General features: G+C 60.1%; 14 protein-coding genes. 2 read left to right on the plus strand and 12 right to left on the minus strand.

Annotation, left to right across the window (positions count from 1 at the left end):
• Positions 1 to 53: 53 nt before the first annotated feature.
• From V6M90_RS14640 to V6M90_RS14675, 8 genes are all read right to left on the minus strand, one after another.
• Positions 54 to 938 carry an ABC transporter permease subunit gene (locus tag V6M90_RS14640; RefSeq protein ID WP_003176774.1) on the minus strand — a complete coding sequence of 295 codons (885 nt, stop codon included), beginning with the start codon at positions 936 to 938 and terminating at the stop codon, positions 54 to 56.
• Entirely contained in the window at positions 935 to 1,855 is a 921-nt protein-coding gene (locus V6M90_RS14645) for an ABC transporter permease subunit (RefSeq protein WP_003176775.1), read from the minus strand. The genes V6M90_RS14640 and V6M90_RS14645 overlap by 4 nt, the downstream gene beginning before the upstream one ends.
• Positions 1,852 to 2,994 (minus strand): ABC transporter ATP-binding protein, encoded by a 1,143-nt coding sequence (locus V6M90_RS14650; protein WP_003176776.1) that lies wholly within the window; start codon positions 2,992 to 2,994, stop codon positions 1,852 to 1,854. Before V6M90_RS14650 ends, V6M90_RS14645 begins: the two co-directional genes overlap by 4 nt.
• A 66-nt stretch (positions 2,995 to 3,060) precedes the next feature.
• A complete protein-coding gene (locus V6M90_RS14655; RefSeq protein ID WP_003176777.1) occupies positions 3,061 to 4,155 on the minus strand; it encodes a polyamine ABC transporter substrate-binding protein in 1,095 nt (364 codons plus the stop codon).
• 147 nt (positions 4,156 to 4,302) lie between these two features.
• Positions 4,303 to 5,397 carry a polyamine ABC transporter substrate-binding protein gene (locus V6M90_RS14660; RefSeq protein ID WP_078826740.1) on the minus strand — a complete coding sequence of 365 codons (1,095 nt, stop codon included), beginning with the start codon at positions 5,395 to 5,397 and terminating at the stop codon, positions 4,303 to 4,305.
• Positions 5,398 to 5,595: 198 nt separating this feature from the next.
• Positions 5,596 to 6,960, minus strand: coding sequence for an aspartate aminotransferase family protein (locus V6M90_RS14665; protein ID WP_078735122.1), 1,365 nt, complete (start codon positions 6,958 to 6,960; stop codon positions 5,596 to 5,598).
• Between the two features lie 58 nt (positions 6,961 to 7,018).
• Positions 7,019 to 8,377, minus strand: coding sequence for a glutamine synthetase family protein (locus V6M90_RS14670; RefSeq protein WP_003176780.1), 1,359 nt, complete (start codon positions 8,375 to 8,377; stop codon positions 7,019 to 7,021).
• Positions 8,370 to 8,696: a hypothetical protein gene (locus V6M90_RS14675; protein WP_176156692.1), complete on the minus strand. Its 327-nt coding sequence runs from the start codon at positions 8,694 to 8,696 to the stop codon at positions 8,370 to 8,372. Before V6M90_RS14675 ends, V6M90_RS14670 begins: the two co-directional genes overlap by 8 nt.
• A 278-nt stretch (positions 8,697 to 8,974) precedes the next feature.
• On the opposite strand from V6M90_RS14675, the gene V6M90_RS14680 reads away from it, so the two are divergent.
• Together V6M90_RS14680 and V6M90_RS14685 are read left to right on the plus strand one after the other, a co-directional pair.
• Complete coding sequence (locus V6M90_RS14680) at positions 8,975 to 10,351, plus strand: glutamine synthetase family protein (RefSeq protein WP_003176781.1); 1,377 nt, start codon at positions 8,975 to 8,977, stop codon at positions 10,349 to 10,351.
• Positions 10,352 to 10,565: 214 nt separating this feature from the next.
• On the plus strand, positions 10,566 to 11,195 hold the full coding sequence (locus V6M90_RS14685) for a TetR/AcrR family transcriptional regulator (RefSeq protein ID WP_003176782.1): 630 nt from the start codon (positions 10,566 to 10,568) through the stop codon (positions 11,193 to 11,195).
• A 113-nt stretch (positions 11,196 to 11,308) separates the two neighbouring features.
• Here V6M90_RS14685 and V6M90_RS14690 read toward each other — a convergent pair whose 3' ends face one another.
• The 4 genes from V6M90_RS14690 to ssuD are packed head-to-tail and all read right to left on the minus strand — an operon-like array spanning position 11,309 to position 14,302.
• A complete protein-coding gene (locus V6M90_RS14690; RefSeq protein ID WP_003176783.1) occupies positions 11,309 to 11,524 on the minus strand; it encodes a TOBE domain-containing protein in 216 nt (71 codons plus the stop codon).
• Between the two features lie 28 nt (positions 11,525 to 11,552).
• Entirely contained in the window at positions 11,553 to 12,359 is an 807-nt protein-coding gene (gene ssuB, locus V6M90_RS14695) for an aliphatic sulfonates ABC transporter ATP-binding protein (RefSeq protein WP_003176784.1), read from the minus strand.
• Positions 12,356 to 13,144 (minus strand): aliphatic sulfonate ABC transporter permease SsuC, encoded by a 789-nt coding sequence (gene ssuC, locus V6M90_RS14700; RefSeq protein ID WP_078826507.1) that lies wholly within the window; start codon positions 13,142 to 13,144, stop codon positions 12,356 to 12,358. The genes ssuB and ssuC overlap by 4 nt, the downstream gene beginning before the upstream one ends.
• A 9-nt stretch (positions 13,145 to 13,153) precedes the next feature.
• Positions 13,154 to 14,302 carry an FMNH2-dependent alkanesulfonate monooxygenase gene (ssuD, locus tag V6M90_RS14705; RefSeq protein WP_003176786.1) on the minus strand — a complete coding sequence of 383 codons (1,149 nt, stop codon included), beginning with the start codon at positions 14,300 to 14,302 and terminating at the stop codon, positions 13,154 to 13,156.
• Between the last annotated feature and the right edge of the window lie 13 nt (positions 14,303 to 14,315).

Consider the following 14,315-nt stretch of genomic DNA (forward strand, 5'->3'; position numbering starts at 1 on the left):
GCCAAAATTGTGAGAGGGGGCTTGCCCCTCCCACATTTGGATAGCGCAGGCCTTTAGACCGGCGCTGGAGCGCGGCGCTTGTCCGGTTGCTGCCAGCCATCGGCGGCGGCTTCTTCGATGGCTTGCTGAATGGCCTTCTTGCGGTGCTCTTCGGCACGACGGCTGAAGAACCACACCAGGAAAGTCACCAGCGACACCGCCAGCAAGATCAGGCTGGCCACGGCGTTGATCTCGGGTTTGACCCCAAGACGCACCGCCGAGAACACTTCCATCGGCAAGGTGGTCGAGCCCGGGCCCGACACGAAGCTGGCCAATACCAGGTCATCCAGGGACAGCGCGAACGACATCATCCCGCCCGCCGCCAGCGACGGCGCAATCATCGGGATGGTGATCAGGAAGAACACCTTCCACGGCCGCGCGCCCAGGTCCATCGCCGCTTCTTCGATCGACAGGTCCAGCTCACGCAAACGCGCCGACACCACCACCGCCACATACGCCGCGCAGAACGTGGTGTGGGCGATCCAGATGGTGACAATGCCACGCTCCTGGGGCCAGCCGATCATCTGCGCCATGGCCACGAACAGCAGCAACAGCGACAGACCGGTGATCACTTCCGGCATCACCAGCGGCGCGGTCACCAGGCCGCCGAACAGCGTGCGGCCCTTGAACTGGCTGATGCGCGTCAGCACGAACGCGGCCAAGGTACCCAGCGCTACCGCTGCGACCGCCGTATAGCAGGCGATTTCCAGGGAGCGCGCCACCGAGCCCATCAGTTGGGTGTTGTCCAGCAAGCCGACGTACCACTTGATCGACCAGCCGCCCCACACCGTCACCAGTTTGGATTCGTTGAACGAGTAGATCACCAGAATCAGCATCGGCAGGTAGATAAACAACAACCCCGCCACCAGCATGAAGCTTGAGAAACTGACGCGCTTCATATCTTGCCCTCCATCTCTTTGGCTTGGCTGCGGTTAAACAGGATGATCGGCACAATCAGGATCGCCAGCATCACCACCGCCAGGGCAGACGCCACCGGCCAGTCACGGTTGTTGAAGAATTCTTGCCACAGCACTTTACCGATCATCAGGGTTTCCGGCCCGCCGAGCAGTTCCGGGATCACGAACTCGCCCACCACCGGGATAAACACCAGCATGCAACCGGCGATGATGCCGTTCTTGGACAGCGGCACGGTGATCTTCCAAAAGCTGTTGAAGGTACTCGAACCCAGGTCTGATGCAGCTTCCAGCAGACTCTGGTCGTGCTTCACCAGGTTGGCGTACAGCGGCAGGATCATGAACGGCAGGTACGAATAGACCACGCCGATATACACCGCGATGTTGGTGTTGAGGATCTGCAGCGGCTCGCTGATCAGCCCCATGGACATCAGGAAGCCATTGAGCAAACCGTTGTTGCTGAGGATGCCCATCCACGCATACACGCGGATCAGAATCGCGGTCCAGGTCGGCATCATGATCAGCAGCACCAGCACGGTCTGCATCTCTTTGCGCGCGGTGGCAATGGCGTAGGCCATCGGGTAGCCGATCAGCAGGCACAGCAACGTGCTGAAGAACGCCATTTTCAGCGAGCCCAGGTAGGCGGAGATGTACAGCTCATCCCCCGCCAACAGGCTGTAGTTGGCCAGGTTCAGTACCACCTGCAGCTTTTGCTCGACGTAGGTGTAGATCTCGGTATACGGCGGGATCGCCACGTCGGCTTCGGCAAAGCTGATTTTCAGTACGATGAAAAACGGCAGGGCGAAAAACAGGAACAGCCACAGGAACGGTATCCCGATGACCACCTGCTTGCCGCTGGGGACGATGCGCTGCAAGCGCCGCTTGAGCTTTTTTGTGTTCATGAGCGAAGTACCACGCCGCTGTCGTCTTCCCACCACACATAGACCTGGTCACCCCAGGTCGGCCGCTGGCCACGGCGCTCGGCGTTGGCCACGAAAGACTGCACCAGCTTGCCGCTCGGCAACTCCACGTAGAACACCGAGTGGCCGCCCAGGTAGGCGATGTCGTGCACCTTGCCGCTGGACCAGTTGTGCTCGCAGGTCGGCATTTCGGTGGTTACCAGCAGTTTTTCCGGGCGGATCGCGTAGGTCACCGACTTGTCTTCCACCGCAGTGGCGATGCCGTAGCCCACGTAGATGTCGCGGTCCAGGTCCGGGCATTTGAGCACCGCGTGGCCTTCGGCGTCGTCCACCACCTGGGTGTCGAAGATGTTGACGTTGCCGATGAACTCGCACACCAGGCGGCTGGTAGGCGTTTCGTAGATGTCGATGGGGCTGCCGATCTGCGCGATCCAGCCCAGGTGCATGATCGCGATGCGCTCGGCCATGGTCATGGCCTCTTCCTGGTCGTGGGTCACCATCACGCAGGTCACGCCGACGCGCTCGATGATCTCTACCAGCTCAAGCTGCATCTGCGAGCGCAGCTTCTTGTCCAATGCGCCCATCGGCTCATCGAGCAGCAGCAGTTTCGGGCGTTTGGCCAGGGAACGCGCCAGGGCCACCCGCTGACGCTGGCCGCCGGACAACTGGTGCGGCTTGCGCTTGGCGTACTGGCTCATCTGCACCAGCTTGAGCATCTCGGCCACGCGGGCGTCGACCTCGGCCTTGGGGATCTTGTCCTGTTGCAGGCCGAAGGCAATGTTCTGCGCCACGGTCATGTGTGGGAACAGGGCGTAGGACTGGAACATCATGTTGATCGGCCGCTCGTAGGGCGGCATATCGGTGATGTCCACACCGTCGAGGTAGATACGACCTTCGGTTGGGCGCTCGAAGCCTGCGAGCATGCGCAACAAGGTGGACTTGCCCGAACCCGAACCGCCGAGCAAGGCGAAAATCTCGCCTTTCTTGATTTCCAGGGACACGTCGTCCACGGCAATCGTCTCGTCGAACTTCTTTGTGACCCGGTCGATTTTGACCAGCACCTTCTTAGGTGTCTGGTCGCCTTCGAGGGCTTTCTTATAGGCGCCGGAGGCAACTGCCATTTACGAAACTCCCAAAAAAAACAGTGCAGTTCGCCCGAGGCGGGCGAACCCAGGATAGTTTGAGCCTTACTTGCCCGTCTTGACCTTGGTCCAGCTACGGGTCATCAAGCGTTGCACGTTCGGGGGTAGCTCGAAGTTGACGAATGTCCGATCGAGAACCGCCTGCGGTGGGTAAACCGCTGCGTCGGTGCGTATCGATTGCTCCATCAGTTTGTCCGCCCCTGGGTTAGGGTTGGCGTAACCGACTTGATCACTGACCTGAGCGATGACCTCAGGTTGCAGCAAATAGTTAATGAAGGCATGGGCTTGCTTGACGTTGGTCGCATCCTTGGGAATCGCCAGTACGTCAAACCACAGGTTGCCGCCTTCTTTCGGAATGACATAGGCGATGTTCACGCCTTTGCCTGCTTCGCTTGCGCGCGCCTTGGCCTGGAACACATCGCCGGAGAACCCGGCGGCCACGCAGATGTTGCCGTTGGCCAGGTCCGAGATGTATTTGGAGGAATGGAAGTAGGTCACGTAGGGCCGCACTTTGAGCAGCTTTTCTTCAGCTTTTTTGTAGTCGTCCGGGTTGGTGCTGTTAGGGTTAAGCCCCATGTAGTTGAGCACCGCCGGCAGCATTTCATCGGCCGAGTCCATGAAGGACACGCCGCAGGTGGCCAGCTTCTTCATGTTTTCCGGCTCGAACAGCACCGCCCAGGAATCGATATGGTCGACGCCCAGCACTTGCTTCACTTTGTCGACGTTGTAGCCGATGCCGTTGGTGCCCCACAGGTACGGCACTGCGTACTGGTTGCCTGGGTCGTTCTTCTCCAGACGCTTGAGCAGCGTCGGGTCAAGGTTGGCGTAGTTGGTCAGCAGCGACCGGTCCAGCTTCTGGAACGCCCCGGCCTTGATCTGCTTGCCGAGGAAGTGGTTGGACGGCACCACCACGTCGTAACCGGTACGCCCGGCCAGCAGCTTGCCTTCCAGGGTTTCGTTGGAGTCAAACACGTCATACACGGGCTTGATACCGGTGGCCTTTTCGAAGTTGGCCAGGGTGTCGGGGCCGATGTAGTCCGACCAGTTATAAATATGCACCGTAGGGGCGGCCTGCACGCTGACAGCCAGCGTGATACCCGCGCCCACCAGCAAGGCTTGGCGAAATAAAGAAATTGGCAAGTGGAGGTCCTCTTAAATAGTTGGGCCTTAACAGTTGTTGCCCGGCAACAAAACCGGCGCGCAACTTACCCTCGATAAACCGATCCGGCAAAACTTTCTGTCATTTAATGTGTGGGAGGGGCAAGCCCCTCCCACAGGTATCACGGCTTATTTACCGGACTTGATCTTGGTCCAGCTGCGCGTCATTTCACGTTGAGTGGCAGCGGGCAGGTCAGCAATGGCGTAGAGCTTGGCCTGCACATCAGCGGGTGGGTAGATGCCCGGGTCGCTGGTGATGTCTTTGTCGACCAGTGCGGTGGCCTTCTCGTTACCGTTCGGGAAACGCACGCTGTCGGTGATCGCCGCCATCACTTTCGGCTCAAGCAGATAGTTCATGAACTTGTAGGCCGCCTCGACGTTTTCGGCATCCTTAGGGATGGCGACCATGTCGTAGAAGCTACCGGCGCCTTCTTTCGGAATGTCGTAGGCCACTTTGACCTTGCCACCGGCTTCAGCCGCACGGGACTTGGCCTGCTGGATGTCACCCGAGTAACCCACGGCCACGCAGATGTTGCCGTTGGCGAGGTCGGAAATGTACTTGGAGGAGTGGAAGTAGCCGATCGAAGGACGGATCTTGAGGAACAGGTCTTCGGCTTGCTTGAGCTGTTTTTTATCCTGAGTGTCGGTTGGCAGGCCCAGGTAATGCAGCGCCACCGGCAGCATTTCGGTAGGCGAATCGAGGAAGCTCACGCCGCAGCTTTTGAGCTTGGCGATATTTTCAGGCTTGAGCAGCACGTCCCACGAGTCGATCTTGTCCACGCCCAGCGCGGCCTTGACCTTCTCCGGGTTGTAGCCGATGCCGATCGAACCCCACATGTACGGGAAGGCGTGCTTGTTGTCCGGGTCGCTGACCGACACGGCCTTGAGCAGGGAGGTGTTCAGGTTGCTGTAGTTGGACAGCTTGGACTTGTCCAGTTCCTGATAGACACCGGCCTTGATCTGCTTGGCGAGGAAGTTGTTCGACGGTACGACGATGTCGTAGCCGGACTTGCCTGCCAGCAGCTTGGCTTCGAGGGTTTCGTTGCTGTCGAATACGTCGTACACCACTTTGATGCCGGACTCTTTTTCAAAGTTGGCGATGGTGTCCGGCGCGATGTAGTCGGACCAGTTGTAGACGTGCAGCACTTTATCGTCCGCCTGGGCCGCGCCCGCCATTGCGCCCATCAGGGACAAGGCGAGGAGAGTCTTGCCAGCGTTCTTCAAACCTAATGCCTTCATTATGGTGATGCTCCAATTTTTTCTTTTTTGGGCCACATTCTTTTATGTTCAGCGGCCCTTCCAGAGGGCAACAAAACAGGGCGACAGTCTGGCAAGTTCAGGGGCTGGCTTTCAACCAAGGCCCCCAACATTTCTAACTGCCCAGACGCAGCATCAAAAGCCACCGCGCACTGAGCCTAGCACTTAGCCCTGCAACGCCGCCAAAGTCAGGTCCAGGCACGTACGCGCCTTGGTCACCAGCTCATCGATTTCGGCCTTGCTGATCACCAGCGGCGGAGAAATGATCATGGTGTCGCCGACGGCGCGCATGATCAGCCCGTTGTTGAAGCAGAAGTTGCGGCAAATCATGCCCACGCCCTTGCCTTCATAACGTTTGCGGGTGGCCTTGTCCTGAACCAGCTCGATTGCACCGAGCATGCCCACACCGCGAACTTCGCCCACCAACGGATGATCAGCCAGCTCCCTCAGGCGCTTTTGCAAATACGGTGCCGTTTCGTCATGAACCCGACTGACGATTTTTTCATCGCGCATGATGCGGATGTTTTCCAGGGCCACCGCCGCCGCCACCGGATGGCCGGAGTAGGTGAAGCCGTGGTTGAAATCACCGCCTTCGTTGAGCACGGCTACCACGTCGTCGCGCACGATCAGGCCACCCATGGGGATGTAACCCGAGGTGAGTCCCTTGGCGATGGTCATCATGTGCGGCTTGAGGTCGTAGAAGTCGCTACCGAACCACTCACCGGTACGGCCGAACCCGCAGATCACCTCGTCGGCGACAAACAGGATGTCGTACTTGGCGAGGATTTCCTTGATGCGCGGCCAGTAGGTGTCGGGCGGCACGATCACACCACCGGCGCCCTGGATCGGCTCGGCAATAAAGGCACCGACGGTGTCCACGCCCAGTTCCAGGATCTTTTCTTCCAACTGGTTGGCGGCCCAGGTGCCGAATTCGTCGGGGCTCATGTTGCCACCTTCGCCGAACCAGTACGGCTGGGCGATGTGGGTGATGCCCGGAATCGGCAAGTCGCCCTGTTCATGCATATACGTCATGCCGCCCAGGCTGGCGCCGGCCACGGTGGAGCCGTGGTAGCCATTCTTGCGGCTGATGATGGTTTTCTTGTTCGGCTGGCCTTTGATCGCCCAGTAGTGGCGGACCATGCGCAACATGGTGTCGTTGCCTTCGGAGCCGGAACCGGTAAAGAACACGTGGTTCATGCCGGCGGGCGCAACGCCTGCAATGGCCTTGGCCAGCTCCAGCACCGGCGGGTGAGCGGTCTGGAAGAACAGGTTGTAGTACGGCAGTTCTTTCATCTGTTTGGCGGCGGCGTCGGCCAGTTCATCGCGACCGTAACCGATCGCCACGCACCACAGGCCGGCCATGCCGTCGAGGATCTTGTTGCCTTCGCTGTCCCACAAGTACACGCCGTGGGCTTTGGTGATGATCCGTGGGCCTTTCTCTTTCAATTGCTTGAAGTCGCTGAACGGCGCCAGGTGGTGATCACTGCTCAAGGCTTGCCATTCACGGGTTTGCGGGTTGTTGCTGGACATACCGATCTCCTAGACTTTTCAGTGAAGGGCGCGCTGTGCAGGCAGCGCGCCCGGCGCATCAGACGGCAAAGAGCAGGAATTCCCGCTCCCACGAACTGATCACGCGCTTGAAGTTTTCATGCTCGGCCCGCTTGACCGCGACATAGCCTGTGATGAATTTCTGACCCAGGTATTTCTCGATGGTCTTGCTGTTTTCCATGCGTTCCAGGGCGTCTTCGATGGTCAACGGCAGGCGCAGGTTGCGTCGCTCATAACCCCGGCCCACTACCGGCGCGCTTGGGTTGTGGCCTTCGACCATGCCGATGTAGCCGCACAACAAGCTGGCGGCAATCGCCAGGTACGGGTTGGCGTCAGCGCCCGGCAGGCGGTTTTCCACACGGCGGTTCTGCGGGCCGGCATCCGGTACGCGCAGGCCGACGGTGCGGTTTTCTTCGCCCCATTCCACGTTCACCGGCGCCGAGGTATCGGGCAGGAAGCGGCGGAACGAGTTCACGTTGGGTGCAAATAATGGCAGCAATTCGGGAATGAATTTCTGCAGGCCGCCAATGTGGTTGAGGAACAGCTGGCTCATGGTCCCGTCTTCATTGGAGAAGACATTCTTGCCGGTGGCGATGTCGATGATGCTCTGGTGCAGGTGCATCGCGCTGCCGGGCTCGCCGGTCATCGGCTTGGCCATGAAGGTGGCGGCCACGTCGTGCTTGAGCGCGGCTTCACGCATGGTGCGCTTGAACACCAGGATCTGGTCGGCCAGGGACAGCGCGTCGCCGTGACGGAAGTTGATTTCCATCTGCGCGGTGCCGTCTTCGTGGATCAGGGTGTCGAGGTCCAGCTCCTGCAGTTCGCACCAGTCGTAGACGTCTTCGAACAGCGGGTCGAATTCGTTGGCGGCTTCAATAGAGAAGGACTGGCGGCCGGTCTCCGGGCGCCCGGAACGGCCGATCGGCGGTTGCAGCGGGAAGTCCGGGTCTTCGCAGCGCTTGGTCAGGTAGAACTCCATCTCCGGCGCCACGATGGGCTGCCAGCCTTTGTCGGCGTAGAGCTTGAGGACTTTCTTGAGTACGTTGCGCGGCGACAGCTCGATCGGGTTGCCTTGCTTGTCGTAGGTGTCGTGGATCACCTGGGCGGTCGGCTCGATGGCCCAGGGCACCAGGAACACCGCATTCTGGTCGGGGCGGCAGATCATGTCGATGTCGGCCGGGTCGAGCAATTCGTAATAGATGTCGTCTTCGACATAGTCGCCGGTCACGGTCTGCAACAGCACGCTTTCGGGCAGGCGCATGCCTTTTTCGGCGATGAATTTGTTGGTCGGCGAGATCTTGCCCCGGGTGATGCCGGTGAGGTCGCCAATCATGCATTCGACTTCTGTGATCTTGTGGTCTTTCAACCAATCGGTGAGCTGGTCGAGGTTGTTACTCATAAATGCCTCTGGGCTGGGTTTCCTGGCATCCATTAAAGGCCAGGCGTTGGTTGACGCAGCATCCGCGTCGTTTTTTCGTTCGAGGTAGGAGCTTACCTGCCATTTGCTGCAGCGTTGCATTCCTCACGCCAAAGTTGTGCGTAATCTTGATCGGCGCGCTCGATGAGGGCCGGTCAGTGACGAATGAGAGGGCAACGGAGAGGCGGGACTGGCCGTCAAGAATATTGGCCGGTGCATGAGCATTCACGCGGGATGAACGGACTGCGGACAACGCCTGGCTGAAGCAGGCGCAGACGCCGAGTGGCGGCAGGTGAAACATGAAGCACCCCGGTATTATTGCTGTTATGGGTTTGAATCGAGCTTAGCCTTGTTCATTTTTTTACACAACACCCCCGTAAAAAATACAACACGGCCCGCTCAAGCCTGCGAGTCCCAAGCCCATCGAACCCAAAAAATCGCCCTAAAAAGCCCCAAAAAAGCCTTCGCAGCGCTTTTTTAGGGCAAAAAAGGCCTCGCTTGACTTCGGCATGCCGTTCGGGTTGACTGAAACCAGAAAAGATCAATGATTGATATTTTTAACAACAAAGGTGTTGCATCATGTCGGTACCCCCGCGTGCCGTTCAGCTTAACGAAGCGAACGCGTTCCTTAAGGATCATCCTGAGGTTCTGTACGTAGACCTTCTAATTGCGGATATGAATGGTGTGGTGCGCGGCAAGCGCATCGAACGCACCAGCCTCCACAAGGTTTACGAGAAGGGCATTAACCTGCCTGCCTCTTTATTTGCCCTGGATATCAACGGCTCGACGGTGGAAAGCACCGGCCTGGGCCTGGACATCGGTGATGCTGACCGAATCTGTTATCCAATCCCCGACACCCTGTGCAATGAGCCCTGGCAAAAGCGCCCTACCGCGCAATTGCTGATGACCATGCACGAACTTGAAGGTGAACCCTTCTTCGCCGATCCGCGCGAAGTACTCCGCCAAGTCGTCAGCAAGTTCGATGACATGGGCCTGACCATCTGCGCCGCCTTCGAGCTTGAGTTCTACCTGATCGACCAGGAGAACGTGAACGGCCGCCCACAACCGCCACGCTCGCCGATCTCCGGCAAACGCCCGCACTCGACACAGGTCTACCTGATCGACGACCTCGACGAATACGTCGACTGCCTCCAGGACATCCTGGAAGGTGCCAAAGAGCAAGGCATCCCGGCCGACGCCATCGTCAAGGAAAGTGCCCCGGCGCAGTTCGAAGTGAACCTGCACCACGTGGCCGACCCGATCAAGGCCTGCGACTACGCGGTACTGCTCAAGCGCCTGATCAAGAACATCGCCTACGACCATGAGATGGACACCACCTTCATGGCCAAGCCTTACCCAGGCCAGGCGGGCAACGGTCTGCACGTGCACATTTCGATCCTGGACAAGGACGGCAAGAACATCTTCGCCAGCGAGGATCCCGAGCAGAACGCCGCATTGCGTCACGCGATCGGCGGTGTGCTGGAGACCCTACCCGCCCAGATGGCGTTCCTGTGCCCCAACGTCAACTCCTACCGTCGTTTCGGCGCACAGTTCTACGTGCCCAACTCGCCGTGCTGGGGCCTGGACAACCGCACCGTGGCGATTCGCGTACCGACCGGCTCGTCCGACGCCGTACGTATCGAACACCGTGTGGCCGGCGCCGATGCCAACCCTTACCTGCTGATGGCTTCGGTCCTGGCGGGTGTGCATCACGGTCTGACCAACAAGATCGAACCGGGCGCGCCCGTGGAAGGCAACAGCTACGAGCAGAACGAGCAAAGCCTGCCGAACAACCTGCGCGATGCCCTGCGCGAGCTGGACGACAGCGAGGTGATGGCCAAGTACATCGATCCTAAATACATCGATATCTTCGTCGCCTGCAAGGAAAGTGAGCTGGAAGAGTTCGAACACTCCATCTCCGACCTTGAGTACAACTGGTACCTGCATACCGTTTAACCGGCGGTTGCATTGACTGTGGTGAGCGAGCTTGCCCCGCGCTGGGTGGCGAAGCCGCCCTGAAACCAGACGCCGCATTCTGCCTGTCAGAATGCGGCGTTTTTATTGGGGCCGCTGCGCAGCCCAGCGCGGGGCAAGCCCGCTCGGCACAAAAGCCCCCCTTCCCAACTATGGACCTCTGCGTACAATGCCCGCTGCCTTGTAGGAGACTTCCATGACCACCCGCCCCGCCTCCCCGCGCAAACCTCGCGCCCGCAGCCAGGCCAGGATCGACGCGATTCTCGACGCCGCCCGCACCTTGCTCGCCGCCGAAGGCGTGGCCGGTCTGTCGATCTACAGCGTGGCCGAGCGCGCGCAGATTCCGCCGTCGTCGGTGTACCACTTTTTCGCCAGCGTACCGGCGTTGCTGCAAGCGTTGACGGCCGATGTGCACGCGGCGTTCCGGGCAGCGATTCAGACCCCCATTGAGCATGAGTCACTCAAGCACTGGCGCGACCTGTCCTACATCGTCGAGCAGCGCATGCTCTCCATCTATGACCAGGACGCCGCCGCGCGTCAGTTAATTCTGGCCCAGCATGGCCTCACCGAGGTGACCCAGGCCGACCGCCAGCATGATCTGGAATTAGGGGATTTGATGCTCACGGTGTTCAACCGCCACTTCGAAGTGCCGACCCTGCCCACGGACGTGGATGTGTTTGCCCTGGCACTGGAATTGAGCGACCGCGTGTATGCGCGCTCGGTGCATCAGCATGGGCTGATTACGCCGCGCATGGCGGAAGAAGGGATGCGTGTGTTTGATGCGTACGTGGGGCTATACCTGCCGCCCTACCTGCCCAAACGCTGAGTCTTGCGTTAACTGGGCCGGCCTCATCGGGGGCAAGCCCCCTCCCGCAGTTTGATCTGTGAACATTCAAAATGTGGGAGGGGGCTTGCACCCGATGGCGGCCTCAAGGCCAATCACAACTTGGCGATCGACACCTCAGTGGATTTCACAAAGGCAATCACTTCACTGCCAATCACCAGTTCCAACTCTTTGACCGAGCGCGTGGTGATCACCGAAGTGACGATCCCGGAGGCGGTCTGCACGTCGATTTCCGACAGCACGTCGCCGACCACGATTTCCTTGATGGTGCCTTTGAACTGGTTACGCACGTTGATGGCTTTAATAGTCATGGTGTTCTTCCTTCGTGGGACAAGTGAGTTATTGCGCCCAACGCAGTTGCGTAGGCAGCGGTGAAACAGGTTCGGGTTCCGGCGGGGTACCGGGCAACGACAGCACACGGTTGAGCACTTCGGCTTCCAGCGCCGCCAGGCGATGGGAGCCACGGGCCCGTGGGCGTGGCAGGTCGACGATCAGGTCGAGGCCGATTTCGCCGTCTTCGATCAGGATCACTCGGTCGGCAATCGCCACGGCTTCGCTGACGTCGTGGGTCACCAGCAACACGGTGAAGCCGTGCTTGCGCCACAGGTTTTCGATCAGTTGCTGCATCTCGATGCGGGTCAGGGCATCCAGCGCGCCCAGGGGTTCATCGAGTAACAGCAAGCGCGGTTGGTGGATCAGCGCGCGGGCCAGAGCCACCCGTTGTTTTTGGCCGCCGGACAGTGCCGCCGGCCATTCATTGGCGCGCTCGGCCAGGCCGACCGCTTCCAAGGCCTGCAGAGCCTTGGGGCGCCAGTCGCCCTTGAGGCCCAGGCCCACGTTGTCGATGATTTTTTTCCAAGGCAGCAAACGTGCTTCCTGGAACATCAGCCGCGTATCTTCAATCGCTTCGCCGAGCGGCGCGGAACCGGCCAGCAACTCGCCGCCGCTGGCTTTGTCCAGGCCGGCCAGCAGGCGCAGCAAAGTGCTTTTGCCGCACCCGCTACGACCGACCACCGCCACGAACTGGCCCGCCGGAATGTGCAGATCGATCTCTTTGAGCACTTGCCGTGTGCCAAACGATTTGCGCAATTTGCGCACCGCCAGGGGAATCCCCTTCAGCAAGCGCGCAGGTTCTTGAGCACTCATGCCGCACCGCCTTTTTTCACTTGATACGCCGGGTGCCAGCGCAGCCACACACGCTCCAGGCCACGCGCCGCCAGGTCGGCCAGCTTGCCGAGGATCGCGTACATCACGATGGCCAGCACCACCACGTCGGTTTGCAGGAATTCACGGGCGTTCATCGCCAGGTAACCGATGCCCGAGCTGGCGGAGATGGTTTCCGCCACGATCAGCGTCAACCACATAAAGCCCAGGGCAAAGCGCACGCCCACCAGAATCGAGGGCAGCGCCCCCGGCAGGATCACCTGCCAGAACAGGCTGAAACCGGACAAGCCGTAGCTGCGCGACATTTCCACCAGCGCCGGGTCGACGTTACGGATGCCGTGGTAGGTATTGAGGTAAATCGGGAACAGCGTGCCGAGGGCCACCAGGAAAATCTTTGCGGTCTCGTCAATCCCGAACCACAGGATCACCAGCGGGATCAGCGCCAGGTGCGGCACGTTGCGGATCATCTGCACCGAACTGTCCAACAGGCGTTCGCCCCAGGCCGACAGCCCGGTAATAAACCCCAGCGCCAGACCGATGCTGCCACCGATCACAAAACCCAGGCCCGCACGCCAGCCGCTGATGGCCAGGTGGGTCCAGATTTCGCCGCTGGCCACCAGGTGGACCCCGGCTGCAATTACTGCACTGGGGGCCGGCAGAATACGCGTCGACAACCAGCCCGCCGACACCGACAACTGCCACACCGCCAGCAATAGAATCGGCAGCACCCAGGGCGCCACGCGATGGCTCAGTTTTTCATAGTTCATAACGTCGCCTCAGCTCTGTGACGCCGCTTTGGGAAGGATATCGTTGGCGACCATTTCGCCGAACGGGCTCACGTAACCGGCGCTTTTCGGCAGCTCGGGACGTTCGATATCCAGGTGCGGGAACAGCAGTTCGGCGACCCGGTACGACTCTTCCAGGTGTGGATAACCGGAGAAGATAAAGGTATCGATGCCCAACGCGGCGTACTCCTTGACCCGCGCCGCAACGGTTGGGCCATCGCCCACCAGCGCGGTACCCGCACCGCCGCGCACCAGGCCGACGCCAGCCCACAGGTTGGGACTGACTTCGAGATTGTCGCGGTTGCCGCCATGCAACGCCGCCATGCGTTGTTGCCCGACCGAATCGAAGCGCGCCAGGGAGGCCTGGGCGCGGGCGATGGTATCGTCATCCAGATGGGAGATCAGTTTGTCGGCGGCTTTCCAGGCTTCATCGTTGGTTTCGCGCACGATCACATGCAGACGAATGCCGAAGCGCACCGTGCGCCCAAGCTTGGCGGCCTTGGCGCGTACCTGCTCGATCTTCTCGGCAACCGCAGCCGGTGGCTCGCCCCAGGTCAGCACCATTTCCACTTGCTCGGCAGCCAAATCCTGAGCGGCTTCGGAAGAACCACCGAAGTACAACGGCGGTCGCGGTTGCTGGATCGGTGGATAGAGCAATTTGGCGCCTTTGACGCTGATGTGCTCGCCGTCGTAGTCCACGGTTTCGCCTTCCAGCACGCGGCGCCAGATGCGCGTGAACTCGACCGAAGCCTGGTAACGCTCTTCGTGACTGAGGAACAAGCCATCACCGGCCAATTCTTCCGGATCACCGCCAGTGACCAGATTGAACAATGCCCGGCCGCCGGACAGACGATCCAGAGTCGCGGCCTGACGCGCCGCCACCGTCGGGGAAATGATCCCGGGGCGCAGGGCGACAAGGAATTTCAGACGCTGGGTCACCGGGATCAGCGACGCGGCCACCAGCCACGAGTCCTCGCAGGAGCGCCCGGTGGGGATCAAAACGCCGCCGAAACCCAGGCGGTCAGCGGCCTGGGCCACTTGCTGCAAATAACCGTGGTCGACGGCGCGTGCGCCTTCGGCGGTGCCAAGGTAGTGGCCGTCGCCGTGGGTAGGCAGAAACCAGAAAATATTGAGGCTCATGGAGTTGTCTCCT

The organism is Pseudomonas lactucae (assembly GCF_036688725.1).
Classification (GTDB): domain Bacteria; phylum Pseudomonadota; class Gammaproteobacteria; order Pseudomonadales; family Pseudomonadaceae; genus Aquipseudomonas; species Aquipseudomonas lactucae.